This window comes from Saccharopolyspora montiporae (genome assembly GCF_015209505.1).
GTDB lineage: Bacteria > Actinomycetota > Actinomycetes > Mycobacteriales > Pseudonocardiaceae > Saccharopolyspora > Saccharopolyspora montiporae.
Map to the genome: position 1 here is coordinate 172,127 of NZ_JADEYC010000014.1, position 24,104 is coordinate 196,230.

A 24,104-nucleotide genomic window follows, 5' to 3' on the forward strand; every position below is an offset into this window, starting at 1 on the left:
CCGGGCGGATTAGGCTCGCGGCCATGACCGACCGCCGCCTGCTGCTGGTGCACGCACATCCGGACGACGAGTCCACCGCCACCGGGGCGACCATCGCCCGGTACTGCGCCGAAGGTGCGGACGTGGGCGTGGTGACCTGCACCAGCGGGGAGCTCGGCGAGGTGGTCGCCGATGATCTGGCCGCGCTGCGCGGGGATCCGGACGCGCTCGGCGAGCACCGCCGCGCCGAGATCAGCGCGGCGTTGGCCGAGTACGGCGACGTCGGGCTGGACTGGCTGGGCGGACCGGGCCGCTGGCGGGACAGCGGCATGGCGGGTGCGGACGGCAACAGCGCACCGGGCTCGTTCTCCGCCGCCGATCCGGTGGAGATCGTGCGGGCGATGGTGGGGTTGCTGCGCCGGCGGCGCCCGCACGTGCTGGTGACCTACGACGACCACGGCGGGTACGGCCATCCGGACCACATCGCGGCCAACCGGGCGGTGATGGACGCGATCGACCCGGCGGCCGACCCCGCGTTCGCGCCCGAGCTCGGTGCGGCCTGGTCGGTGCCCAAGGTGTACTGGACGACGCTGCCCGACTCACTGGTGCGGCGGATGCGCGAGGCCGGGATCGACGGGTTCGCGCCGCACACCGTTCCGGACGAGCAGCTCACCGCGGTGCTCGACGGCCGGGCGCACCACGCGGCCAAGCTCGCCGCGCTGCGCCACTACCGCAGCCAGGTCGACGTCGACGACGGCGGTTTCTTCTCCGGGCTCGTCTCCCGGCCGGAGTTCGCGGTGGAGCACTACCTGCTGGTGCGTGGCGTGCCGGGACCGGGCGAGGACGAGCTGGGCCGGGAGACCGACCTGTTCGCCGGGCTGGGCTGAGCCTGCGCGGAGGTCAGCCCTGGTGCGCCCGGTAGGCGCCGACCAGCTGGTGCTCCGCCTCGTCGAAGTACTCGTCCAGCCGCGCGGCCGCTCGATCCGGTGCACCGTCCCGGACGAGGTCGGCGATCTCCCGGTTGAGCCCGAGGTAGGGCTGGTGGAACTCCCGGGGCCGGGACATCACGTGGAAGGCCAGCCGCAGCTCGGCCAGCAGCTGGCGCATCGTCTCGTTGACGCGCGGGCTGCCCGCGAGCGCGGCCAGGGATTCGTGGAAGCGCATGTTCGCCGTACCCACGTCCCACCACCGCTCGTCCCGGGCGGCCTGCTCGCCGTCGGCCACCGACTGGCCGACCGCGTCGATGAGCTCCTGCTCGGAGCGCGCGCTGCGGCGCACCGCGCTGGTCTCCAGCAGGCGGCGGATCCGGTAGAGGTCGATGACGTCCTCGTCGGACAGCACCCGCACGAACACGCCCCGGTTGAACTGGTGCACCAGCAGCCGCTCGTGCACCAGCAGCCGGAACGCCTCGCGGAGCGTGTTGCGCGAGACCGCAAGCGCGCGGCCCGCGCTCTCCTCGGACAACCTGGTCCCGGGGGCGAGCGCTCCCTCGATGACCCGCTGCCGCAGCACGTCGGCGACCCGTTCGGCGGTGCTGGTCCGGTCGAGCAGCGACCGGTCCCCCGCGAGCAGGTCCACCCACATGTCGCTGGTGGTCATCGGCCCCCCAACCGGACAGGAGTTGATCTGCTGACTGCAGTGTATCGACGAATTTCCCTGCGGGGTATTGCAGGATTGTTCAACAATTCTCTATCTTGTCCCGAACCGCGGCTCCGCGGTCCGCGCCGAGGTGACCCCGGCACGGCCCGGCCGAGCGGGAGACGGCACCCCCAGGGGTGCCCGGAGCGTCCGGTGATCATCCGCGGGCGTGCCGCCCGGTCCTGATCGACCACGCACACCAACCGAGCAACCGACGTGGAACGGAGCGCCATGGCTCAGCAGAGCGAGGCCGACTCGCGCCCCTCCCCGGCCAAGCGCGGCGCACTGCTCGGCGCCGTGTTCCTGATGGCCACCAGCGCTATCGGACCGGGCTTCATCACGCAGACCACCGAGTTCACCATCCAGCTCGGCGCGGCGTTCGCGTTCGCGATCCTGGTCTCGATCCTGGTCGACATCGCCGTGCAGCTCAACGTCTGGCGGGTCATCGGGGTCTCCGGCATGCGCGCCCAGGACCTGGGCAACAAGGTCGTGCCCGGCCTCGGGTACGTGATGGCCGCCCTGGTCGTCTTCGGCGGGCTGGTGTTCAACATCGGCAACATCGCAGGCACCTCGCTGGGTCTGGACGCGTTGGTCGGCCTGGACGTCAAGATCGGCGGCACGATCTCCGCGCTGGTCGCCGTGGCGATCTTCCTGAGCAAGAAGGCCGGTGCCGCCGTCGACCGGCTCGTGGTCGTGCTCGGCGTGGTGATGATCGGGCTGACCACCTACGTCGCCATCACCTCCGCGCCGCCGGTGGGCCAGGCCATGCAGCAGGCGGTGCTGCCCGACCGGGTCGACTTCCTGGTGATCACCACGCTCATCGGCGGGACCGTGGGCGGCTACATCACCTACGCGGGCGCGCACCGCCTCGTGGACGCCGGGGTCACCGGCCCCGAGCGCATCGCCGAGGTCAGCCGCAGCTCGATCACCTCGCTGGTGGTCACCGGGATCATGCGGCTCGTGCTGTTCCTGGCCGTGCTCGGCGTGGTCAACACCGGCGTCAGCTTGGCCACCGGGAACCCCACCGCGACCGCTTTCCACGCCGCGGCGGGCGAGGTCGGTCTGCGGCTGTTCGGCATGATCCTCTGGGCGGCCAGCCTGACCTCGGTCATCGGCGCCGCCTACACCTCGGTCTCCTTCCTGGTGACCTTCTCCGCGAAGCTGGAGCGCCGGCGCAACTGGCTGGTCGTCGCGTTCATCGCCGTGTCCGCGGCGGTGTTCCTGGTCCTGGGCCAGTCGCCGACCACGCTGCTCGTGCTCGCCGGTGCGCTCAACGGACTGATCCTGCCGGTCGGCTTCGGCGTGCTGATGTGGGTGGCGCTGCGCCGCAGCGACCTGCTGCACGGCTACCGCTACCCGAAGTGGCTGCTGGTCATCGGCCTGGTGGTGTGGCTGCTGACCGTGTACCTGGGCGTCAACTCGCTCGGCGGCATCGCCGAACTGTGGAATTGAGGTGCCTCGTGGATCTGAACTCGGACCTCGCGGAGAGCTTCGGACGCTGGGAGCTCGGTGACGACGACGCGCTGCTGGACATCGTCACCAGCGCGAACGTCGCGTGCGGCTACCACGCCGGGGACGCCACCGTGATCCGCCGGGCCTGCGCGCGGGCCGCGACCAACGGGGTCGCGGTCGGTGCGCAGGTCGCCTACCGGGACCTGCCCGGGTTCGGCAGGCGGTTCATCGACGTCGCGCCCGCCGAGCTGACCAACGACATCGTCTACCAGATCGGTGCGCTGGCCGGGCTGGCCGCGATCACCGGCACCCGGGTCTCCTACGTCAAACCGCACGGCGCGCTGTACAACGCGATCGTCACGCACACCGAGCAGGCCGCGGCCGTGGTCGAGGCGGTCGGTGAGTACGACGACCGGCTCGCCGTGCTCGGGCTGCCCGGTTCGGAGTGGCTGCGGCTGGCTGAGCGCGCCGGGCTGCGGGTGCACCGGGAAGCCTTCGCCGACCGCGCCTACACGCCGGAGGGCACGCTCGTGCCGCGCCGCGAATCCGGTGCGGTGCTGCACGATCCGGACGCCATCGCCGAGCGCTGCGCGCGCATCGCCGCGGGCGATCCGATCGAGGCGGTGGACGGCTCGCCGCTGACCGTGCAGGCGGACTCGATCTGCGTGCACGGGGACAGCCCCGGCGCGGTGCGCATCGCCGAGACCGTGCGGGATCGCCTGCGCGGCCAGGGGATCCGGCTGCGCCCGTTCGCCGGGGAGGGCTGAGGGCGTGCGCTTCCTGCGGTGCGCCGACCAGGGCCTGCTGGTCGAGCTGGCGGACCTGGACGAGGTCCAGGCGCTGTACGCGGCGCTGGCCCCCGACCCGCCCGCGGGGGTGGTCGACCTCGTGCCCGCCGCGCGCACGCTGCTACTGCGGCTGGATCCGGAGCAGGTTGATCCTGCCGAGGTGCAGCGGGTCGTGGCGCGGACCGAACCGGCCGCGGGAAGCCGCGCCGTCGGTGAGCTGCTGCGGGTACCGGTCGTCTACGACGGAGCCGACCTCGCCGACGTCGCCGAGCTGACCGGGCTCGGCCCGCGCGAGATCGTCGAGCGGCACACCGGTATCGAGTGGACGGTCGCGTTCGGCGGATTCGCGCCCGGTTTCGGCTACCTCGCCGGTGGGCCCGCCGAGCTCGTCGTGCCCCGCCGCGCCGAGTCGCGCACCAGGGTGCCCGCCGGTGCGGTCGGGCTGGCCGGCGAGTTCAGCGGCATCTACCCGCGCGAATCGCCCGGCGGGTGGCAGCTGATCGGCCGCACCGAGCTGCAGATCTGGCAGGTCGACCGGGATCCGCCCGCGCTGCTGCGGCCCGGCGTGCGGGTGCGTTTCGAGGAGGTGCCGGCATGAGTGCGCTCTCCCCGGTTCCCGCGCTGGACGTGCTGGCCACGGGCCCGCTGGCCACGGTGCAGGACGCGGGGCGGCCCGGGTTGGCCGACATCGGCGTCGGTGCCTCCGGCGCCGCCGACCGCGCCGCGTACCGGCTCGCCAACCGGCTGGTGGCCAACGATCCGGACGCCGCGGCGGTGGAGATCACCTTCGGCGGATTCACCGCGCGGGCGCGCGGCGACCTCACGGTGGCGGTGACCGGAGCGGCCTGCCCGGTCGAGATCGACGGGCGGGGCGCTGCGGTGGACTCGGTGTTGCGGGTGCCGGCCGGCGCCGAGCTGCGCCTGGGCGCGCCGACCGCCGGACTGCGCTGCTACCTGGCGGTGCGCGGCGGGATCGACGTCGAACCGGTGCTCGGTTCGCGGGCCACCGACCTGCTCGCCGGGCTCGGCCCGCCGGAACTGCAACCCGGGTCGGTGTTGCCCGCCGGACGGCCGCCCGCGGCGTTCCCGACCGTGGACCTGGCGCCGGTGCCCGCCCCGCCGGAAGGGGACGTGCTGCTGCACGCGGTCGCCGGACCGCGGGCGGACTGGTTCACCGAGCAGGCGTTGGAAGCGTTGTCCGGCAGCAGGTTCGAGGTGACCGCGCAGAGCAACCGGATCGGGATGCGCCTGGACGGACCGGATCTGCCGCGGGCGCGCACCGGGGAGCTGCCCAGCGAGGGGATGGTTCCCGGCGCGCTGCAGGTGCCGCCGTCGGCGCGGCCCACGCTGTTCCTGGCCGATCACCCGGTCACCGGCGGCTACCCGGTGATCGCGGTGCTGCGGGCCGCCGACGTCGCCCGGGCCGCGCAGGTGCGCCCCGGGCAGCACCTGCGGTTCCGGGTGCAGGACTGAACCAGCGAGGGGGAGAACCGCCGATGATCGAGCCGCAGGACGCCGCCGCCCGGGCGCAGCTGCCGCCCGCGGAGGCGCGTGCCGCGTTCCGGGCCGGACGACGCGTGCCGACCGCGGGATTCAGCGCCGGATACGCCCAGGCCAACCTGCTGTGCCTGCCGCGCGCGGATGCCTACGACTTCCTGGTCTTCGCCCAGCGCAACCCGAAATCCTGCCCGGTGCTGGAGGTGACCGAACCCGGCGCGGTGGCCGCCCCGACGTTCGACGGCGACCTGCGCACCGACCTGCCCGCCTACCGGGTCTACCGGCACGGGGAGCTCGTCGAGGAGCGCACCGACGTCACCGACCTCTGGCGCGCGGACCTGGTCTCCTTCCTCATCGGGTGCAGCTTCACCTTCGAAGCGGCGCTGCTGGCCGACGAGGTCCCGGTCCGGCATGTCGAGGACGGCGGCAACGTGCCGATGTACCGCACGTCTCGGGCGTGCCGGTCCGCCGGTGCGCTGTCCGGTCCGCTCGTGGTGTCCATGCGCCCGATCCCGGCCGAGCAGGTCGCCGACGCGGTGCGGATCACCTCCCGGTACCCGGCGGTGCACGGCGCTCCGGTGCACGTGGGTGCCCCGGAGCAGCTCGGGATCACCGACCTCGCGGTGCCGGACTTCGGCGATCCGGTCGGGATCCGGCCGGGCGAGGTGCCGGTGTTCTGGGCCTGCGGCGTGACGCCGCAGGCGGCGGTGATGCAGTCGGCCCCCGATTTCGCGATCGGACACGCCCCCGGGCACATGGCGATCACCGACGCGCGGGACGCGCAGTTCCAGGTCCCGTGATCCGGTAGCCGGGCGGGAATCGCACGTCCGGCGCGACCGGTCTTCTCGTTCGCTCCGCGGAATCCGTCTTCCGCCGGTGCGGCGAGTTCTTTTCGGTGCTCCGAAATGACGCGTCCGAGATTCCCGAAACCGAGGAATCGCCGCCTCGGAATCGCGCATTCGCTTTTTCTTCCCGCGAATCGGTGTGTAGGGTTTTCCGCAGAGAAGGGGAGTAGTCCGCAATACCGCGGTCGACATGATGGCGATCCGTTCGCCCGGTCGCGGAGCCTCGGCGTTCCACCAGGTGGGCGAGACCTTCGGTATCCGGTTGTTGTCCTCCGGGCCGAAGCGCGTCCGCTTCCGCGGCCCGGGAACGTCGAAAGAGGCGGTACCTCGTGGTGCTCAGCAGTTTCGCCATCAGCACTGCAGCCATCTTCGTCGCCGAACTCGGCGACAAATCGCAATTGCTGGCGATGACGTTCGCCGCCCGATATCGCGCGTGGCAGGTCCTGCTCGGAATCACCGTCGCCACCACTGCGGTGCACGCCGCATCGGTGGGATTGGGAGTCGGGCTGGGTAGTCTCCTCTCCACCGAATTGATGGGGCTGTTGGCCGGGGCCGCATTCCTCGGATTCGCCGCGTGGACGGTGCGCGGCGACAGGCTCACCGATGCCGAGCGCAACGCGGGCAGCAATCGGGTCGGCTCGGCGGTCCTCATCGTCACGATCGCGTTCTTCCTGGCCGAGCTCGGCGACAAGACGATGCTGGCCACCGTCACCCTGGCCACCCAGCAGCACTGGCTGGGCACCTGGATCGGCTCGACGGTCGGCATGGTGGTGGCCGATGCGCTGGCCATCGGCGTGGGCCTGCTGCTCGGCAAGTACCTGCCCGACCGGTTGATCCGCTACGGGGCGGCCGCGCTGTTCGTGCTGTTCGGGCTGTGGCTGGTGGTGGACTCGCTGCCCGCCGTGCTGGCCTGACCCTCGTCCGCTGCTGCGTCCGGGTGATCGGGTCAACCCGTGTCCGGCCGGCCGAGTGTTCGTTGGCAGGGTGGTGCGCGAACCCGGGTGCGCGGCTGCATGGAGGACTTTCGATGACGTGGATGATCTACGGCGCCAACGGCTACACCGGGCGCCTGGTGGCCGACCTCGCGGTCCAGCGCGGCGAACAGCCGGTGCTGGCCGGGCGCGGCGCGGAGAGCGTCGCCCGGCTGGCCACCGCGCGCGGGCTGGAACACCGGATCTTCGACCTGGCCGACCCTGCCGCGGTCGACACCGGACTGGACGGGATCGACCTCGTCGTGCACTGCGCCGGCCCGTTCTCGGCCACCTCCCGGCCGATGGTGGACGGCTGCCTGCGCAACGGCGCGCACTACCTGGACATCACCGGGGAGGTCGACGTCTTCGAGTCGATCTTCGCCCGCGACGAACAGGCCCGCGGCGCCGGAGTCGTGCTGCTGCCCGGCGTCGGCTTCGACGTGGTGCCCACCGACTGCCTGGCCGCGGCCGTGGCCGCCGAACTGCCCACCGCCACCCGGCTGGACCTGGCGTTCCAAGCCGGCGGCGGGATCAGCGGCGGCACGCTGAAGAGCGCGCTGGAAGGCGCCGCGCTGGGCGGCCGGGTCCGGGTGGACGGGCAGCTGCGCGACGTGCCGATGGCCTGGCGACGGCGCGAGGTCCCGTTCCCGTCCGGGCCGCGCAAGGTGGCCTCGCTGCCCTGGGGCGACGTCGCCACCGCCTACCGCAGCACCGGGATCGGCACCATCACCACGTTCGCCCGGCTGCCCGGTGTCGACCTCGGTGGACCCGCCGCGCGGTTGGGCCGGTTGGCGCTGCGCGCACCCGGTGCGCAGGCGCTCGGCAAGGCCGCGATCGGCCGGTTCGTGCGCGGGCCCGGCGAGGGCAAGCGGTCCGCCAGCTGGGTCGAGGTCTACGCCGAGGCCACCGATCCGGACGGCACGACGGTGTCCGCGGCGCTGATCGGGCCGGACACCTACGACTTCACCGCGGACTCGGTGCTGCGCTCGGTGGCCGCCGTGCGCGCCGAACGGCCCGAGCCCGGCGCGCACACCCCGTCGACCGCGTTCGGCGCCGATTTCGTCCGCCGCATGCACGGAGTGCGCGTCATCGAACCCGCGCGCGTCTCCGGATAGGCAGGGTCCGCGGGGCGGTACCGGTCGAATGCCCGTGGCAGCGGCTGCCGCCGCGGCAGCACGCCTCAGCGGCCCGGACCAGCCGCCAGGTCGGCGAGGAGCACGTCGAGCAGCTGCTCTTGGCGCACGGCGCGGGCCGAGGTGGCCATGAGTTCGGCCAGGTGCGGATCCCACGGCGTGGCACGGGATTCGCCGACCAGGTTCGGCAGATCCGTCCTCGACTCCGCGGCGGCGTCGACGGCGCTGCGGTAGTCGTCGGCACCCATCCGCCACGGCTGCGCGCCGAACTCGGCGTGCAGCAGACCGGTCAGCGCGACGCCCGGCCAGTCGAAGTCGGCGTTGACGTGCAGCATCGCGCCGTCCGCGCGCAGCCGGGTCAGCAGCAACCGCGCCACGGGCCCCGGGCGTCCGCCCAGCCCGAGCACCGCCGTCGCCGTCCCCGCCTCCGCGGCGGCCTCCAGCAGCCGGTCGTGTTCGACCACGGCGACGGGCGTACCGGGTTCCACCAGCCGCTGCGGGGCCGTGCGCAGGTCCGCCGCGGTCAGGTGCGCGGGCAGGCCCAGTCGGGTGCGCGCGGTCACCGATGCCGACCACGGATCCGTGCCGGTCAGCGGCAGTGCCCAGCACAGCGCGGTCGCGGAGACCGCGTCGGGCAGCACCCCACTGCGTTCCCACAGCGCGTCCTGCGCCGCGGCCGATCCCGAGGGCTCGACCTCGTGCGCCAGGGCAGCGGCCTTGAGCGCCAGCCTGCTCAGCGCGGTTCCGGCGTCGAGCCCGCGCGGATCCCCGGCGCGTGCGGCCAGTTCGGCGCGCGGTGTCCAGCTGGTCGCCGGGCCGCGCAGCGACATCGCCGCGAGTACCCGGGCGGTGCGGTCGGCCAGCGCGGGCAGCTCACCGGCCGCGATCCGGCCGTACTGCGGGATCCAGCGCAGCCAGGGCTCGGCCCACGGCTCGTCGAGCAGGTCGTGCGCGGCCAGCGCGGTGCGGGCCGGGTCCGGAGCGGACGGGCTCGCGGTGTCGGCCGTGCCGGTCTCTGTGGCGTCGACGGGAGTGCCGTGCAGTGCTTCGAGCGCTTCGCGCAGCCCGACGCCGACCCGGCTCGCCCGCAGCGCTTCGTCCAATTTGGACACGCTGATCCGGGTGCCCGCGCCCCACATCGGGCGCCCGTACAGCTCGCCCACGGCCTGCCGGGTCGCCTCGTCCGGCAGCTGCAGGCGGAAGGTGGGCGCGGACGTGCGCAGCGCCTCGCGCGCCGCGTCCCACAGCCCTCGCAGCTCCGCGCCGCCCCACGCGTCGCGGATCCGTTCTGCGTCGTCCATGCTCTCTCCCCTCCGCTCACCAGCCGCCGGAGCGCTGCAGATCGGCGCCGTCCCAGGTGGTGTGCGTGCAGGCGATCCCGTGCCCGCTGCGCGGCCGCAGCACATCGTAGATGTGCATCCGCGGGATCTTCGGCGAGACGCCCCACCCGCTGGGCCAGGTGATCAGCCAGTCCATGTCCAGATCCACCAGCAGCCCCAGCATCCGCGCGATCGTCGGATCGTCCAGCCGCTCGAACGCCTCGTCCAGGAGTACCAGCCGCAGCGGACCCCGCCCGTCGGCGGAGACGCTGACCGCGTCGTAGAACGCCGCCGCGGCGGCGAACAGGGTCACGTAGGAGATCAGCCGTGTCTCACCGGAGGAGAGCTGGCGCAACCGCCGGACCCGCGGTTTGCCGTCCGGACCGGAATCGCGCACCCGCACGGTGAACGCAAACCAGGAGCGGTAGTCCAGCGCGCGGGCCAGGATCTCGGCGTAGCCGCCGGACGTGGAGTCGCGCTCGGCCTCGATCAGCCCGGTGAACACCCGGCGCAGCAACGCGTCCTGGTCCTCGCTGCGCTCGGCGAACGGGGTGCGCACCAGCTCGATCGCCTGCCGGATGTCCTCGCCCAGCGCGGCCGAGGGCTGCCAGTCCAGCTGGACGTGCACGCCCTGGCTGGACCGCGCCCCGTCCAGCACCTCGTTCATCCGCGCGCACAGGTCGTCGGCGATGCCGATCTGGCTGCGCAGCCGCTCGGCGAGATCGCGGATCAGGTAGTCGGCGAAGATCGACTGGTAGCGCTCGTTGAGGTATCCGCGCTGCTCCGCCAGCCGTTCGGCCACCTGCCGGGCGGCCTCGGCCACCGGCTGTGGCCCCTCCTCGCCGGTCACCGTCACGGTGAGCAGGCCGTCCTGGTCGGCGGCGGTGATGTCGTAGCCGCCGCTGAGCGAGTGCTGCAGCGCCTGCAGCCGGTTGAGCACGGTGGCTTCGGTGGATCCCTTGCCCTCGGCGGCGGCGACGAGCCGCGCCGCCTCGTCGAGCTCGGCCGGCTGCTCGCCCGCGCCCGCGGCCGCCCACACGCCCGGGGCGCGCAACGCGGTGCGGAACGCCTCGGTGGCCTCGTCGGCGTCCCGCTCCCGGCCCGCGAGCTGGGACTGCTTGTTCTCCAGCTGCGTCTCCAGGCGCGCCGCGGACTCGCGCAGTGAGCTGAGCTCCTCCCGCGCCTTCGGCAGCCGGTCGCGCACCTCGGTGCGCTCGCGTTCCAGCGCGGAGACCTTGTCGGCGACCTCCTCGGCCTGCCCGCCCACGGCCGCGCCCAGTTCGTCCAGCGCGGCCTGCTGCTCGGCGTGTTCGGTGCAGCGGCTCTCGGCCTGGCTTTCGGCCTCCATCCGGTCGGCGACGGCGACGTCGTGGTGCAGCGCGATATCGCGCAGTTCGTGCAGCGTGGGCAGGCAGCGCGCTTCCACCGCCTCGCGCAGCGATTCGATGGCGCTGCCCGCTTCGGCGGCCGCGCGGCGGGCCGCGTCCAGCGCCGCCGTGTCGGCCGGAAGCCCCGCCTCGCCGGTCGCCCGGGTCAGTTCGGCCTGCTGGGCCTGCCGGCGCTGGTCGGCTTCCCGGTGCTGTTCGCGCAGCTGCGCGGCTTGCTGCTCCGCGGTCCCGGCGGCCTCGATCGCGTCGGCGCAGCGGGTGTGCGCGGTGAGCACCTCGTCGGCGCCCGGATAGGACTCCAGGTGCTGCTCCAGGGCCGTCGTGCGGTCCGCCGCTTCCCGGTGGCGCTGCTCGGCGCGGCCGATGCGCTCGCGCAGCCGGGCGAGCTCCTCCTCCAGCTCGGCCACCCGCCGGTCGCGGGCGGCTTCGCGGGCCCCGGACCCGACGAACTCGGCCGCCTCCTTGTGCCAGGTGCCGGTCAGGACTCCGGCGCGCCAGGAACCGGTCACCGACACCGCGAGTCCCGCGCCGTCACCGGTGGGCACGGCGGCCAGCAGCGCGGCCACCCGGTCGTTGGGCACCGGGCTGTCCTGATCGGCCGCGGGCACCAGCAGCTCACCCAGGTGTGGACCGTCGACCGGATCGCCGGGCCGGGCGAGCAGCTCGGCCAGGTCGGGGACTTCGCCGCCGGCGCTGACCCATGCGCTGAGCAGGCCGCTGGCCTGCAGCGCGGCCTCCAGGCCCGCCCGGTCGCGGTCGCCGAGGTCCGCCCGGAAGTCGACGAGCCGGTGGAAGGCCCTGCCCGTGGCGGGATCCCGGTCGGCGGTGGTCCAGCCGGGCGGTTGCGGTGCGTGTTCCCGGCCGGACCGCAGCTCGGCGAGTTCCTGCTCCCCGGTGCCGGCGAGCTCGCGCAGGTCGGCGATCTCGCGCTCGGCCGCGGCGACCTCGGTGCGCGCCTGCTGCAGCTGCGGGCGCGCCCACTGCCGGATCCGCTCGCGGGAGCGGCGCGGGGCGTCCGGGTCCTCGGCGAGGGTGTCCGGCTTGGGCGGTTCCGGGGCGGGATCGTCCGATGTGGATGGCCATTCGGCGATCCAGGTGCGCGCCCGCTCGGTCCAGTCCGCGGTGGCGTCGGCGAGCTGCTGGTCGGCCTGGTTGCGGCGGCCGGAGGCCTCGGTGGCGCTGAGCTGCACCTGCCGCGCCTGCTTGTGCAGGTCGTCGACCCGGTCGCGTTCGGCGTCCAGTTCCACCGACTGCTGGTGCAGGCTCAGCACCAGCGCGGCGTGCCTGCGCGCGGTGCTCACCGCCTCCGCGCAGGTCGCGGACACCGACCCGAGCTCGGTGGACAGCGCTTCGGCGTCGAACGCGGGCACCACCGGGCGCTGGATCGCCAGCGGCTCGGCGTCCGGTTCGACGGTGGTGCGCACCCGGGCCTGCTCGGCGCCGAGCTCGGCGGCGGGCACCCGGGGCAGCGCGGGGAGGTCGGCGCCGCCGAGACCGGCGGTGGACAGCTGCTCGCGCGCGTGCCCGGCGGCCTGGTCGGCCGCGTCGACGTCGGTGGCCAGCCTGCGCAGGACACCGGCCACCGATTCGGCCGAGCGGTTTTCCTGCGAGCGGTGCCGGTTGGCGGTGTCCAGCGCGGCCACCGCGCTGGCCCGTCCGCTCTCCACGAGCTTCTCCCGGTCCCGCAGGTTCTGCAGCTCCGAGTACGCCGGATGCGAGCGCAGTGCGTCCACACTGGACTCCAGCTCGGACTCGCGCCGCTCCAGCTCCGCGATCTCGGCCTGCGCGGTCTCCCGGTGCTGCCGCTTGCCCGCGACCTGTCCGTCCAGTTTGGACAGTTCACCGCGCAGTGCGCCGAGCTTGTCCTGCGCGGTGCGCATCGACGCGGCGCGGTCGCGCAGCGCCGCCAGGGCGTAGCCGGAGTACGTGCTCAGGAACCGGCCCAGCGCCTCGTCGGCACCGGTCAGCCGGACGATGTTCTCCCGGATCGACTCCAGGTCGTCGAACGAGGTGGCCAGCCGCTCGATGAGCCCGGCATCCAGCGGGGGCAGCGCGTCGGACAGGATCTGCTCCAGCTGGCCCTCCAGCACCTTGAGCCCGACGTCCGGGTTGCGCAGCGTGCGCTGCAGGTGCAGCAGATCGCCGTAGCGCGCCGCCGGGACGCCGTAGACCGTCGCGGCCACCTTCGCCCGGAACGCCTGGTCGTCCAGCACGCAGTCCGCGCCCAGTTCGTCGCGCAGCTGCGCCGAGCTCAGCGGCACCCGCTCCGGACCCACCAGGTGCAGCCCGGTGCCCACGCGCCGGGAGGTGATGAACCGCCACGAATCGCTGATCGACTGCGAGGTCCGGGACGCCTTCACGCCGACACCGCAGGTCAGGAACTCCTCCTCGCCGTCGGGGCCCTCCCGGCGCAGCTCGACCCACGCGTAGCCGATGCGGTTCGGCCCGCCCGGGTACTCGTCCAGCATCAGCCGGCGCATGCTGACCGTGTCGAAGCCCTTCGACCCGAGCTGGCGCAGATCCCCGTCCAAGCACAGCGGCAGCAGCAGCTCCAACGTCCGGGACTTGCCCGAGCCGTTGGTGCCCTGGAAGATCGCCCGCCCGCCGGAGAGGTCGAACGTGGACTCGGCGTACTGCCAGATGTTGACGATGCCGCCGCGGTGCAGCCGCCACCGGTTCGTGGCCGAATCCTGGTTCACCGTGGACCGTCCTCTTCCATGTCGTCGAACAGTGACCAGCCCGGGGGTTCCGGGGTGGGTTCCGGTTCCCTGCCGGGGGCCGGGGTGGCATCCGGCTCGGGCGCCCAGCGGTGCGCCGCCGGGCTCAGCAGCCGGTCCGCGCGCTGCTCCGGATCGTCGTCGAGCAGCCCCAGCCGGTGCAGCAGCGCGGTCACCGAGCGCACCAGCTCCGCGTGGTCCTCGGTGGCCTGCCGCGACCACGCCGCCGGGTAGGACTCCACGAGCTCGCGGCACACCTCGGTCAGGTCCGCATCGCGCAGCGGGTGCTTGCCGTCGGCGCGCGGGGCGCTGCGCGCGAGCAGCTCGGGCAGCGCCAGCAGCGCGATCCGGGCGACCGTGCCCGGCCCGGGGAAGACCAGGTCGGTGAGGTAGTCCTCCGGATCGCAGACGGCGATTCCCTCGGCGCGCGATTCGCTGACCAGGCCGAAATACCGCTCCAGCAGCCGAGCCTGCGCGGTGCACTGCCCGCGCAGCCAGCTCGCCTGCTGCTCCGGCAGGTCGGCGTAGAGCACCACCGGGTCCTCCACCATCCTGCGCCGGACCAGCTGCTCCTCGTTGCGCGGACCGGCCTGGGCCGCCGCGGTGACCAGCTCGTCCGGTGAGCCTGCCTCGGCCAGCGGGCCGGACACCAGCTGGCCCAGCAGATCGGTGTCGATGGTGATCAGCGCCTCCGCGCTGGATTCCACCGCCACCGTGCCCTCGGTCTCGGTGATCACGCCCAGCGCGACCAGGTGGCGCAGCGCCGCGGTCAGCGCGCGCCGGTCGGCCGGGTCGTCGGCGACCTCCACCCCGGCCTCGGCGGCCGAGGCGCGCACATCGGCGACCAGCCGGGACAGCAGCACCTGCCGCCCGATCCCGGTCAGCGTCGCCAGGGTCAGCGCAACGTAGGCGTACCCGCGCGGAGTCAGCGTCGGCTGCCCGCGCGTGTCGTCCTCACCGCGGCCCGTCTTGTGCAGCCGAGCGAACCGGCGTTCCACCACCAGCCGGTAGCCCAGCAGCGTGGAGAACATCTCCTGCAGGACCGCCCGGTGCCGGTAGACCATCGGCAGCAGGTCGCCGTCGGGGCCCTCCGCGCGCAGCAGCGGCCTGCGCAGCAGCACCCGCGCGCAGCGCACCGCGTTGGCCGCGTCGATATCGCCCAGCTCGTCGAAGGCCGCGATCATCCCGCCACCTCCGGAACCGCGCTGTCCCCGGCCACGTCCAGCACCGCGTCCTGCAGGGTCAGCGTGCCGCTCGCCCCGCGCACGCTGGTGCTCGTCCCCGGCTCCGGACGGATGGTCACCCGCAGCCGGTGCACCGGATCCAGCGCCGAACCGGCGTCCTCATCGCTCTCGCGCTGCGCCATCGCCAGGGTGAGCAGCTCGCACAGCACGCTCAGCGCGTCCGGGGACAGCTCCGCCTCGGACAGCCGCGCCCCCGCCGCGGCCAGCTCGGATACCGCCGCGCTGCGCTGCTGGTCGGCCTCGCGCGCCTCGGCCAGCAGCGTCTCCTCGGTCATCGGGTCGTCCAGCATCCGCGAAGTCCGCCCCCGCGCGCCGCGGTCGCCGCGGCTGCGCACGCTGACCGTCACCTCCTGCACCGGGCCGTCCGACCACGCGACGTCGTCGTTGTCGCTGTCGTAGTCCGGGGCCGGCTGCAGGTGCCGGGCCGAGTGCAGCCCGAACGCCGCCGAGTAGAGCCGGTGCGCCTGCCGCTGGTCGGCCGCGTCGAACCAGCCGGCCAGTTTGAGCAGCTCACCACGCCGACCGGGCACCAGTCCGCCGCCCGAGGTCGCGCGCTTCACGCTGGCCAGCAGCGCCCCGATCGCCCGGGCCGTGGCCTCGCGCAGCGCCGCCACCTGGCTCGGTCGGCCCGGGGAGTCCACGAACCAGTCGGTGAGCTCCTGCCAATCGGCCGCGGTGCGCCCGCGGGCCCGTTCCACATCGGTGCCCAGGTCATCGGCCGGACCGAGCAGCCGCAGCAGCCGGGCGCGCTCGCGGGCCAGCACCGCCAGCGCGGCCGCGATCGCCTCGGTGTGCCGCAGCACGTCCTCGACGACCATCTGGATGTACTCGACCAGCAGGTTGCGGAACCCGGAGATCTCGTCCGGGGCCAGCTGGTGCCGGGTGACGACCTGGCCGAGGTAGGCGTAGAAATCGCGCACCGTGGCCGCGAGTTCGGCGTGCTGCAGGAACACGGTGGTCACCTGCTCGGCGAGTTGCTCGCGGGTGCGCCGGGCCGGGGCGTCGTCGGGCGCCTCGGCCAGCAGATCCCGGATCCGGGTCACCCCGCGCTCGATGGCGGGCAGCAGTTCGCGCGAGACCTCCCGCGCGCCCTCCGGCACCCGCAGCAGCGCGTCCACGTCCCGCTGCACCCGCACCGCCAGCTTGCTGACCTGGTAGCGCAGGCTGCCGTGCTGGAACTCGGCGATGCTGGAGGCGATCGTCTCCCGCCTGCCGACCACCAGGTTGCCCCAACGCACCAGCTGGCGGAGCCGATCGATCACCGTGTCCACCGCCGACTCGCCCGGTGCGACCCGGCCGTCCCGCTCGGCGACCGCCAGCGCCCCGGCGACCTCCTCGGCGGACAGGTCGGCCAGCAGCGTGGAGGTGAACAGCCGCATGATCACCAGGTACGTGCGGTGCTCCGGAGCCTGCAGGTAGGCGAACAGGTGCAGGCGCTGCTCGTCCTCCGGCGGGCGCTCGTCGGCGTGCGTGCCGGGCGGGCCGGAGGTCGTCGACCCGGCCACGCTCGCGCGCAGCACGTCGGCTTCGTGATCAGGGACCGTCACGGTGCGCCACGATAACCGGTGCCGCTGATACGGCCGGTCACCTGGCTGGTCCGGAGGCGGACCCGCCGCCCCGCCCGGGTAGCGTCGCCCGACGGACGGCGCCCGCGGCAGGCGGTGCGCACCCGATCCGCGGACAGGAGGCGGTGCACCGGTGAGCGCGGGCAGAGCGGTCGGACTGCTACTGGGAGTGGCCGCGGACGCGGCGTTCGGCGATCCGCGGCGCGGGCATCCGGTCGCCGCGTTCGGGCGGGCGGCGCAGGCCGTCGAGCGCGTCCTCTACCGGGACGGCCGCGCGGCCGGTGCGGTGCACGCCGCCGTCCTGGTCGGGGGAGCGGTCGGCATCGGCGCGCTGGTCCAGCGGCCGGCCCGGCGCGGTCCGGTGACCGAGGCCGCGCTGACCGCCGCGACGACCTGGGCGGTGCTGGGCGGCTCCTCGCTCGGCGACGAGGGCGCCGCGATGGCCCGGGTGCTGGACGCGGGCGACGTCGCCGCCGCCCGGGACCGGCTCGGCCACCTGTGCGGACGTGATCCGCGGTCGCTGGACGGGCCGGGTCTGGCGCGCGCGACGGTGGAATCGGTCGCGGAGAACACCTCGGACGCGGTGGTGGCCCCGCTGCTGTGCGGCGCCGTCGCCGGGATCCCCGGCATGTTCGGCTACCGCGCCGCCAACACGCTGGACGCGATGGTGGGCAACCGCTCGCTCCGCTACCGCGAGTTCGGCTGGGCCGCGGCCCGGCTGGACGACCTGCTCAACCTGGTGCCGTCCCGCGCGGCCGCGGCGTTGACCGCGCTGGGCGCGCCGGTCGTGGGCGGATCGGCGCCCGGTGCTTGGCGGGCCTGGCGCCGGGACGCCGCAGCGCACCCGAGCCCGAACGCCGGGCAGGTCGAGGCGGCCTTCGCCGGTGCGCTGCAGATCAGGCTCGGTGGGCGGATCGTGTACGGGTCGATCACCGAGCAGCGGCCCATCCTCGGCGACGGGCGCACCGCAGATGCCGGTGACGTCACGCGCGGGGTCGAGCTGTCCCGGGTGGTCGGCGCGGCGGCCGCGGTGCTGGCCGCGGGCCTGGCGCTGCTCGCCGGCCGCCGCCGCTGAGCTCGCGGGTCAGGAGCGTTCGCGTTCGGCGGCTTCGCGGCGCTCCTCCTCGGCGATCGCCTCGGCGACCGAGGCGCGCTTGCTGCGCCGCTTGCGGGAACCGCCCGCGGCCGGGGAATTCCCGTCGGGATCGGGATTCGCGCCGGAGCCCGCATCGCCGGACTGCTCGGCGGGCGGGCCGAACGCGGGCGCCGGCCGCAGCTCGGCGTAGACGAGGTAGCCGATCGCGGCGATGGCCATGACGCCGAACGAGATCCACTGCAGCGCGTAGGAGAAGTACGGGCCGGACTCCAGTCGCGGCAGCGGCAGCGGGTTGAGCACGCCGGGCTGGTTCTCCACCAGCGAGAAGTACCCCGGGCGCAGGTCCAGCCCGGTGCCCTCGGCCACCGTCTGCGCGTTGATCGCGTACGTCCAGTGGTGCCCGTCGTGGTCGAAGGTGGGCCGGCGCTCGCTGTCCTGCTCGTCGGTGCGCACCCGCGCGGTGATCTCCGCAGGTCCGCTCGGCGCCGCCGCGTACTCCGGGGTGCGGGTGCCGTCCACCGGGCGGATGTAGCCGCGGTTGACCAGCACCGTTGAGCCGTCGTCCAGCCGGAACGGGACGAGGACCTCGAACGCGGGCTCGCCCTGCACGGTGCGCTGCCAGCCGAGCACCTCCTGGTCGGGCAGGTAGTGCCCGCGCATCTCGACCTCGGCCCACTCGGTGTCCTCGGCCGGTGCGCGTCCGCCGGGCAGCACCTCGCCGATCGGGCGCGGGTCGGCGTCCATCGACTCGGCGATGTTGTCGTTGCGCGTCTGCGCCTGCTCGTTGCGGTCGAACTGCCACGGGGCCAGGAACGTGAAGCACAGCGAGGCGAACAGCACGACCAGCAGGATCAGGCCGAGCCATCCGGGTCGGAGCAGGAACTTCAGGCGCACGTCCCCACGGTAAGCCGCCCGCGGGACCGGCTCGGTCGGGGGCTGCCCGAATCGCCGGGTCTGCGCGGACGTGGCGTGCGGACCCGGTCACCCGGTGTCGATGGCCGGTCTCCGGTCAGCGAGCCGCCAGCGCACTGCGCGCCGCGGCCACAGCCTGGGCGCCGAACCCGCCGCCGAACAGCACCGCGTGCACCAGCAGCGGGAACAGCTGGTGCAGTCCCACCCGCTCGCGCCAACCGTCCGCCAGCGGGCTGACCTCCTGGTACGCGGTGAGCACGTGGTCGAGCTGCGGGCAGCCGAACAGCTGCAGCATCGCCAGATCGGTCTCCCGGTGCCCGCCGTGCGCGGCCGGGTCGATGAGCCACGCGCGCTCGCCCCAGCGGACGTTGCCGCTCCACAGGTCGCCGTGCAGCCGGGCCGGCGGCTCGGCGGGTCCGGCCAGATCGTCGAGTTCGTCACACACCCGCGAGATCACCGCCGCCCCGTCCCGGTCGATGGCACCGCGCTCGACCGCGGAGCGCAGGTAGGGCTCGATCCGGTGCCGCGCGTAGAAGTGGGGCCAGTCCGCGGTCGGCTCGTTGCGCATCGGTGCCAGCCCGATCCACGCGTCGGCGGGTCCGCCCGGCGGGGCGGCGCCGAACGCTTCCGCGCCGCTGGCGTGCAGCCGGGCCAGCGCAGCGCCGAGTCCGGCCGCCGCGGTCTCCGTCGGGCGGGTGCTCGGCACGAACTCGGTCACCAGCCAGGACGAGTCGTGCCCGTGCACGGCGGGCACCGCGGCCACGCCCGGTTCGGCCAGCCACTCCAGGGACGCGGCTTCCGCGTCGATGGCCCCGGGCATCTTCTCCGGTGCCCACTTGGCGAACGCGGACGAACCGTCGGCGAACCGGACGGCGAAGGCCGCCGCGGTGTCCCCACCGCCCACCGGGCGCACCTCCGCGGGCTCCCGGCCGGTGATCCCGGTGATCGCCCGGCGGGCGACCTCGACGCCGTTCACCCGGCCGCTCGCACCTGCTCGCGGACCAGGTCCAGCAGTGCGGGCATCGCGCGCTCGATCATGCCGAGCACATCGGCGAAGCCGCGCTCCCCGCCGTAGTACGGGTCCGGCACCTCGGCGCCGGGGTCCGCGGACGGGTCGAACGAGCGCAGCAGGCGCACCCGCGCGGGGTCGTCCAGCATGCCGCGCACCGCGCGCAGGTGGCCGGAGTCCATGGCCACCAGCAGATCCGCGTCGAGGTGCTCGGGCCCGATCTGCGCCGCCACGTGCTCGATGGGATAGCCGTGCTCGGCCAGGGCCTCGGCCGCGCGGGGGTCGGCGGGTTCGCCCTCGTGCCAGGGACCGGTCCCGGCGCTGGAGATCTGCACCGAACCGTCCAGCCCCGCGCGCCGCAGGTGGTCGGCGAAGATCAGCGCGGCCATCGGGGAGCGGCAGATGTTGCCGGAGCAGATGAACGAGATGTGCACGTGCGCAGGACTCCGATCGGCGCGGTGGGCGGACGGCGGGCGCCCATTTCTACCAGGCACGACGCCTCGCCCGAGTATGCGCCGCGTGGCGCGTTGGTCGCCCGCTCCGGTGGGTAGACTGCTCGGGATGAGCAGCGTGGACGACCGGATTCGCGGGGGTGCCGGCGATCCCGCGGACGAGCGGGACCTGCTGCGCCACCACGGCGATGTCGATGCCGCGGGCGATCTGCTCGACTTCGCGGTCAACGTGCGGCTGGGCGAGCCGCCGGAGTGGCTGCGCGCCCGGCTCGGCGCGGTGCTCGGCAGGCTCGGCAGCTACCCGTCGGCGGCCGGGGACGCCGCGGCCCGGGAAGCCGTCGCCGCGGCGCACGGACGCGATCCCGCCGACGTGCTGGCACTGTCCGGCGCGGCCGAGGGTTTCGCGCTGCTGCCGTGGCTGCGCCCGCGGCTGGCGGCCGTGGTGCACCCGTCGTTCACCGAACCGGAGCTGGCGCTGCGCAACGCGGGGGTCGAGGTCGCCCGGGTCGGGCTGGATCCGGCCGACGGCTACCGGCTGCGCGCCGCGGACGTGCCGGAGCGGGCCGATCTCGTGGTGCTCGGCAATCCCACCAACCCGACCTCGGTGCTGCACCCGGCCGAGGAGGTGCGCCGCCTGCTGCGCCCGGGGCGCGTCGTGGTCGTCGACGAGGCGTTCATGGATGCCGTGCCCGGCGAGCCGGAGTCACTGGCGGGCGTGCGCGAGCCGGGGCTGCTGGTGCTGCGCAGCCTGACCAAGATGTGGGCGCTGCCCGGGCTGCGCGCCGGGTACGCGCTGGGCGAACCGGAGCTGCTGGCGCGGTTGGCGCACAACCGCCCGCACTGGCCGGTGAGCGCGCTGGTGCTGGAGGCGCTGGTGGCGTGCTCGGAGCCGGGAGCGCGGGCGGAAGCGGCCGCGGCGGCGCGGACGTTCGCCGCCGACCGCGCCGAGCTGGTGGCCGGGCTGGACGCGGTGCCGGGGTTGTCCGTCGCGCGCCCGGCGCACGCCCCGTTCCTGCTGGTGCACGCCGCGGGCGGAGCGCGGGTGCGGGAGTCGTTGCGCGAACGCGGGATCGCGGTGCGCCGCGGGGACACGTTCCCGGGACTGGACGAGGGGCACTTCCGGGTGGCGGTGCGGTCGTCGGCGCAGAACGCGCGGCTGGTGCGGGAACTCGACGCGGTGCTGTGAGGCGGCCGCCCGGGGCCCGTCGCGGTTCGCCGGGGCCGTCGTGGAACCGTGGTGCGGATTCGGGGACGTCGTGGAATCGGGGGTGGAGCGGATGACCGTCCGGGTGCAGCAGGTCGTCGAGGCGCTGGAGGCGGCCTACCCGCCGGAGCTGGCCGAGGGCTGGGACTCCGTCGGGCTGGCGGTAGGTGATCCGCAGACGGCGGTGCAGCGCGTCGTGTTCTGCGTGGATCCGGTCGAAGCGACCGTGGACGAGGCGATCGGTTTCGGCGCCCAGCTGCTCGTCGCGCACCACCCGCTGCTGCTGCGCGGGATCCACGAGGTGCGCGCCGACGACCCCAAGGGCCGCCTGGTGCACCGGCTGATCCGCTCCGGGATGGCGCTGTACTGCGCGCACACCAGCGCCGACAGCGCGGTGCACGGGGTTTCCGACGCGCTGGCCGCCGCGCTCGGCGTCACCGCCGAACGCCCGCTGGCCCCGCACGCGCCGGGTGCGGACACCGGGCTCGGCCGGATCGGTCGGTTGCCCGCCCCCGAACCGTTCCGCGACTTCGTCGCCCGCGTCGCCGACCAGCTGCCCAGCACGGCCTGGGGCGTGCGCGGAGCGGGCGATCCGGACCGGGAGATCCGCAGCGTCGCGGTGTGCGGCGGCTCCGGTGACTCGAACCTGGCCGCGGCGACCGCTGCCGGCGTGGACGCCTACGTGACCGCCGATCTGCGCCACCACCCGGCCGCCGAGCACGCGGCGCTGGCGGAGGTCCCGGGTGGACGGCCGCCCGCGCTGGTCGACGTGGCGCACTGGGCGAGCGAATGGCCCTGGTGCCAGCAGGCGGCCGACATCGTCTCGGCAGCGTTGCCGGATAGTGTCGAGGTTCTCGTTTCCACTCGCCGCACCGACCCGTGGACCCTCCACGCGGGTGCGGCTTCCGATCAAGGGAGGGCGTCCGCGTGAAAGCCGACCCCGCCGTTCAGCGACGGCTGCTCGACCTCGTGGCCGATGACGCCGAGCTCACCCGCGCCGCCCACCGGCGCCGCAATCTGCCCGAGCTCGCCGAGATCGACGAGGCCGAGCGCGATCTGCAGGCCAAGCGGGACGATCTCGTCGTGGCGCAGACCTCCGCGGGCGATCTGGAGCGCGAGGTCAAGCGGCTGGAGGGCGAGGTGGAGCAGATCCGCGCCCGCGAGCAGCGCGACCGAGAACGCATGGAGGCGGGCGGATCGGCCAAGCAGATGGCCGATCTGGACAGCGAGCTGCAGACGCTGAGCCGCAGGCAGGGCGTGCTGGAGGACGAGCTGCTCGACGTCATGGAGCAGCGCGAGGCGCTGGACACCAACGTGTCGAAGGCGCGGGAGGCCGTCGACGCGGCCGAGGAGCGGCTGGCCGATGCGCAGCGGCGCCGGGACGAGGCGTTCACCGATCTGGACGCCGCCGAGTCCCGCTACCGCGAGGACCGGGACAGCATCGTCGCCGAACTGCCGGAGGACCTGCTCGCCGTCTACGACCGGGTCCGCGCGCAGCGCGGCGTGGGTGCCGGCGCGTTGCAGGGCAGCCGGTGCGAGGCGTGCCGGCTGGAACTCGATCGGGCCGCGCTGGTGGAGGTCCGCGAGGCCGCGGCCGACGACGTCGTCCGCTGCGCCGAGTGCGGCGCGATCCTGGTGCGCACCGGGGGGTCCGGCCGGTGAGTTCGCGCGTGGTGATCGAGGCCGACGGCGGGTCCCGCGGCAATCCCGGCCCGGCCGGGGCCGGTGCCCTGGTGCGCGACGCCGACAGCGGGGCGGTGCTCGCCGAGCGGTCCGTTCCGCTGGGGTGGGCCACGAACAACCACGCCGAGTACCGCGGGCTCATCGAGGGGCTGGCGGCGGCGGCCGATCTCGGTGCCCGGGTTGCCGAGGTCCGGATGGATTCCAAGCTCGTCGTCGAGCAGATGTCCGGGCGTTGGCGGATCAAGCACGAGAACCTGCAGCAGCTGGCCGTCGAGGCGCGGCAGCTGCTGGACCGGTACGACGAGGTGCGCCTGGAGTGGGTGCCGCGCGCGGACAACGCCGACGCCGACCGGCTCGCGAACCGGGCGATGGACGAACAGGAGCGCGGCGGGTCCGATCCCGCGCCGGAGCCCACGCCCGAAACCGGGCAGGACCCGGCTGCGCAGGACGCGACCTCCACTCCGACCACCTCGGCGGGATCGTGGCTGGGCGCCGTGGGGGCGCCGACCCGGTTGCTGCTGCTGCGGCACGGTCAGACCGCGATGTCGGTGGACAAGCGCTACTCGGGCCGCGGTGACGTGGAGCTGACCGCGCTCGGTGCGCAGCAGGCCGCCGCGGCGGCCAAGCGGCTGGCGGCCGAGGCGGAGGTGCTCGGTGCCGAACAGCCGCTCCCGGTGATCTGTTCCCCGCTGGCCCGCGCCCGGCAGACGGCGCAGGCGGTGGTCGAGGCGACCGGTGGTCAGCTGGAGACCGACGACGGCCTGCTGGAGACGGACTTCGGCGGCTGGGAGGGCCTGACGTTCGGCGAAGCGGCGGCGCAGTACCCGCAGCTGCACCGCGGGTGGCTGGGCGATCCGAGCGCGGAACCGCCGGGCGGGGAGAGCCTGGAGGCGGTGCACGAGCGGGTCGGCGTGGCCTGCGGCCGACTGCTGGAGCGCTATGCCGGTCGGACCCTGGTTCTGGTCAGCCACGTCACGCCGATCAAGTCGGTGCTGCGCACGGCCCTGGATGCCGGGCCGTCGGTGTTCTACCGGCTGCACCTGGACCTCGCGTCGCTGTCCGTCGCGGAGTTCTACCCGGATGGCAACGCCTCGGTGCGCCTGGTCAACGACACGACGCACTGCCCCTGAGTCGAGAGCGCCGGACTCCTGGGGACCGCTCGCGGGCCTGATCGGCGCGCCGCGCGCGCTCCCGGCTAAACTCGGGCGGAGC

21 protein-coding genes are annotated in these 24,104 nt (G+C 74.2%); 13 read left to right on the forward strand and 8 right to left on the reverse strand.

All coding sequences use genetic code 11. The features are described 5' to 3' along the window. Nucleotides 1-41 precede the first annotated feature (41 nt). Complete coding sequence (gene mshB, locus IQ251_RS09260) at nucleotides 42-866, forward strand: N-acetyl-1-D-myo-inositol-2-amino-2-deoxy-alpha-D-glucopyranoside deacetylase (protein WP_193928124.1); 825 nt, start codon at nucleotides 42-44, stop codon at nucleotides 864-866. A gap of 13 nt (nucleotides 867-879) precedes the next feature. Here the strand turns inward: mshB and IQ251_RS09265 are convergent, their stop codons facing one another. Beyond that, nucleotides 880-1,578, reverse strand: a complete 699-nt coding sequence (locus tag IQ251_RS09265; protein WP_193928070.1) for a GntR family transcriptional regulator — start codon at nucleotides 1,576-1,578, stop codon at nucleotides 880-882. Nucleotides 1,579-1,848: 270 nt separating this feature from the next. Between IQ251_RS09265 and IQ251_RS09270 the strand changes: the two genes are divergently transcribed. The 7 genes from IQ251_RS09270 (at nucleotide 1,849) to IQ251_RS09300 (ending at nucleotide 8,285) form a co-directional block, all read left to right on the forward strand. After that, nucleotides 1,849-3,069, forward strand: a complete 1,221-nt coding sequence (locus IQ251_RS09270; protein ID WP_193928071.1) for an NRAMP family divalent metal transporter — start codon at nucleotides 1,849-1,851, stop codon at nucleotides 3,067-3,069. 8 nt (nucleotides 3,070-3,077) lie between these two features. Then, entirely contained in the window at nucleotides 3,078-3,836 is a 759-nt protein-coding gene (locus IQ251_RS09275; protein ID WP_193928072.1) for a LamB/YcsF family protein, read from the forward strand. Nucleotides 3,837-3,840: 4 nt separating this feature from the next. Next, the gene (locus tag IQ251_RS09280; protein WP_193928073.1) at nucleotides 3,841-4,455 is read left to right on the forward strand and encodes a 5-oxoprolinase subunit B family protein; all 615 of its coding nucleotides are present in this window, start codon (nucleotides 3,841-3,843) and stop codon (nucleotides 4,453-4,455) included. Beyond that, nucleotides 4,452-5,330, forward strand: coding sequence for a 5-oxoprolinase subunit C family protein (locus IQ251_RS09285; protein ID WP_193928074.1), 879 nt, complete (start codon nucleotides 4,452-4,454; stop codon nucleotides 5,328-5,330). The genes IQ251_RS09280 and IQ251_RS09285 overlap by 4 nt, the downstream gene beginning before the upstream one ends. A 59-nt stretch (nucleotides 5,331-5,389) precedes the next feature. Then, the gene (locus tag IQ251_RS09290; RefSeq protein ID WP_193928125.1) at nucleotides 5,390-6,154 is read left to right on the forward strand and encodes a putative hydro-lyase; all 765 of its coding nucleotides are present in this window, start codon (nucleotides 5,390-5,392) and stop codon (nucleotides 6,152-6,154) included. A gap of 374 nt (nucleotides 6,155-6,528) precedes the next feature. Next, nucleotides 6,529-7,113 carry a TMEM165/GDT1 family protein gene (locus IQ251_RS09295; protein WP_370591298.1) on the forward strand — a complete coding sequence of 195 codons (585 nt, stop codon included), beginning with the start codon at nucleotides 6,529-6,531 and terminating at the stop codon, nucleotides 7,111-7,113. A gap of 113 nt (nucleotides 7,114-7,226) precedes the next feature. Next, nucleotides 7,227-8,285, forward strand: a complete 1,059-nt coding sequence (locus IQ251_RS09300) for a saccharopine dehydrogenase family protein (RefSeq protein WP_193928075.1) — start codon at nucleotides 7,227-7,229, stop codon at nucleotides 8,283-8,285. Nucleotides 8,286-8,350: 65 nt separating this feature from the next. Here IQ251_RS09300 and IQ251_RS09305 read toward each other — a convergent pair whose 3' ends face one another. The 4 genes from IQ251_RS09305 to IQ251_RS09320 are packed head-to-tail and all read right to left on the reverse strand — an operon-like array spanning nucleotide 8,351 to nucleotide 16,518. Next, nucleotides 8,351-9,604, reverse strand: a complete 1,254-nt coding sequence (locus IQ251_RS09305; protein WP_193928076.1) for a TIGR02679 domain-containing protein — start codon at nucleotides 9,602-9,604, stop codon at nucleotides 8,351-8,353. A 16-nt stretch (nucleotides 9,605-9,620) separates the two neighbouring features. Next, nucleotides 9,621-13,709 (reverse strand): TIGR02680 family protein, encoded by a 4,089-nt coding sequence (locus tag IQ251_RS09310; protein WP_193928077.1) that lies wholly within the window; start codon nucleotides 13,707-13,709, stop codon nucleotides 9,621-9,623. After that, nucleotides 13,706-14,911, reverse strand: a complete 1,206-nt coding sequence (locus tag IQ251_RS09315; protein WP_193928078.1) for a TIGR02678 family protein — start codon at nucleotides 14,909-14,911, stop codon at nucleotides 13,706-13,708. Before IQ251_RS09315 ends, IQ251_RS09310 begins: the two co-directional genes overlap by 4 nt. After that, nucleotides 14,908-16,518 carry a TIGR02677 family protein gene (locus tag IQ251_RS09320; protein ID WP_193928079.1) on the reverse strand — a complete coding sequence of 537 codons (1,611 nt, stop codon included), beginning with the start codon at nucleotides 16,516-16,518 and terminating at the stop codon, nucleotides 14,908-14,910. The genes IQ251_RS09315 and IQ251_RS09320 overlap by 4 nt, the downstream gene beginning before the upstream one ends. Before the next feature lie 151 nt (nucleotides 16,519-16,669). On the opposite strand from IQ251_RS09320, the gene IQ251_RS09325 reads away from it, so the two are divergent. Then, complete coding sequence (locus tag IQ251_RS09325) at nucleotides 16,670-17,611, forward strand: cobalamin biosynthesis protein (RefSeq protein WP_193928080.1); 942 nt, start codon at nucleotides 16,670-16,672, stop codon at nucleotides 17,609-17,611. 9 nt (nucleotides 17,612-17,620) lie between these two features. On the opposite strand, the gene IQ251_RS09330 is transcribed toward IQ251_RS09325, so the two are convergent. The 3 genes from IQ251_RS09330 to IQ251_RS09340 all read right to left on the reverse strand — a co-directional run bounded on the left by IQ251_RS09330 (nucleotide 17,621) and on the right by IQ251_RS09340 (nucleotide 19,987). Continuing rightward, nucleotides 17,621-18,526, reverse strand: a complete 906-nt coding sequence (locus IQ251_RS09330; protein WP_193928081.1) for an SURF1 family cytochrome oxidase biogenesis protein — start codon at nucleotides 18,524-18,526, stop codon at nucleotides 17,621-17,623. Nucleotides 18,527-18,641: 115 nt separating this feature from the next. Continuing rightward, complete coding sequence (locus IQ251_RS09335) at nucleotides 18,642-19,520, reverse strand: fructosamine kinase family protein (protein WP_193928082.1); 879 nt, start codon at nucleotides 19,518-19,520, stop codon at nucleotides 18,642-18,644. After that, nucleotides 19,517-19,987 carry a low molecular weight protein-tyrosine-phosphatase gene (locus tag IQ251_RS09340; protein WP_193928083.1) on the reverse strand — a complete coding sequence of 157 codons (471 nt, stop codon included), beginning with the start codon at nucleotides 19,985-19,987 and terminating at the stop codon, nucleotides 19,517-19,519. Before IQ251_RS09340 ends, IQ251_RS09335 begins: the two co-directional genes overlap by 4 nt. A gap of 127 nt (nucleotides 19,988-20,114) precedes the next feature. Here IQ251_RS09340 and cobC point away from each other — a divergent pair, with 127 nt between their 5' ends. The 4 genes from cobC (at nucleotide 20,115) to IQ251_RS09360 (ending at nucleotide 24,022) form a co-directional block, all read left to right on the forward strand. Next, on the forward strand, nucleotides 20,115-21,191 hold the full coding sequence (gene cobC, locus IQ251_RS09345; RefSeq protein ID WP_193928084.1) for an Rv2231c family histidinol phosphate aminotransferase CobC: 1,077 nt from the start codon (nucleotides 20,115-20,117) through the stop codon (nucleotides 21,189-21,191). A gap of 91 nt (nucleotides 21,192-21,282) precedes the next feature. Beyond that, nucleotides 21,283-22,140, forward strand: a complete 858-nt coding sequence (locus IQ251_RS09350; protein ID WP_193928085.1) for a Nif3-like dinuclear metal center hexameric protein — start codon at nucleotides 21,283-21,285, stop codon at nucleotides 22,138-22,140. Further along, nucleotides 22,137-22,871, forward strand: coding sequence for a zinc ribbon domain-containing protein (locus IQ251_RS09355; protein WP_193928086.1), 735 nt, complete (start codon nucleotides 22,137-22,139; stop codon nucleotides 22,869-22,871). Before IQ251_RS09350 ends, IQ251_RS09355 begins: the two co-directional genes overlap by 4 nt. Next, nucleotides 22,868-24,022: a bifunctional RNase H/acid phosphatase gene (locus IQ251_RS09360; protein ID WP_193928087.1), complete on the forward strand. Its 1,155-nt coding sequence runs from the start codon at nucleotides 22,868-22,870 to the stop codon at nucleotides 24,020-24,022. Before IQ251_RS09355 ends, IQ251_RS09360 begins: the two co-directional genes overlap by 4 nt. Nucleotides 24,023-24,104 lie beyond the last annotated feature (82 nt).

What these genes read in the sequence shown, in the direction of transcription:
- IQ251_RS09285 (WP_193928074.1), top strand. Translation starts at nt 4,452, where the DNA reads ATGAGTGCGCTCTCCCCGGTTCCCGCGCTGGACGTGCTGGCCACGGGC.
- IQ251_RS09315 (WP_193928078.1), bottom strand. Translation starts at nt 14,911, where the DNA reads ATGATCGCGGCCTTCGACGAGCTGGGCGATATCGACGCGGCCAACGCG.
- cobC (WP_193928084.1), top strand. Translation starts at nt 20,115, where the DNA reads ATGAGCAGCGTGGACGACCGGATTCGCGGGGGTGCCGGCGATCCCGCG.
- IQ251_RS09265 (WP_193928070.1), bottom strand. Translation starts at nt 1,578, where the DNA reads ATGACCACCAGCGACATGTGGGTGGACCTGCTCGCGGGGGACCGGTCG.
- IQ251_RS09305 (WP_193928076.1), bottom strand. Translation starts at nt 9,604, where the DNA reads ATGGACGACGCAGAACGGATCCGCGACGCGTGGGGCGGCGCGGAGCTG.
- IQ251_RS09270 (WP_193928071.1), top strand. Translation starts at nt 1,849, where the DNA reads ATGGCTCAGCAGAGCGAGGCCGACTCGCGCCCCTCCCCGGCCAAGCGC.
- IQ251_RS09350 (WP_193928085.1), top strand. Translation starts at nt 21,283, where the DNA reads ATGACCGTCCGGGTGCAGCAGGTCGTCGAGGCGCTGGAGGCGGCCTAC.
- IQ251_RS09300 (WP_193928075.1), top strand. Translation starts at nt 7,227, where the DNA reads ATGACGTGGATGATCTACGGCGCCAACGGCTACACCGGGCGCCTGGTG.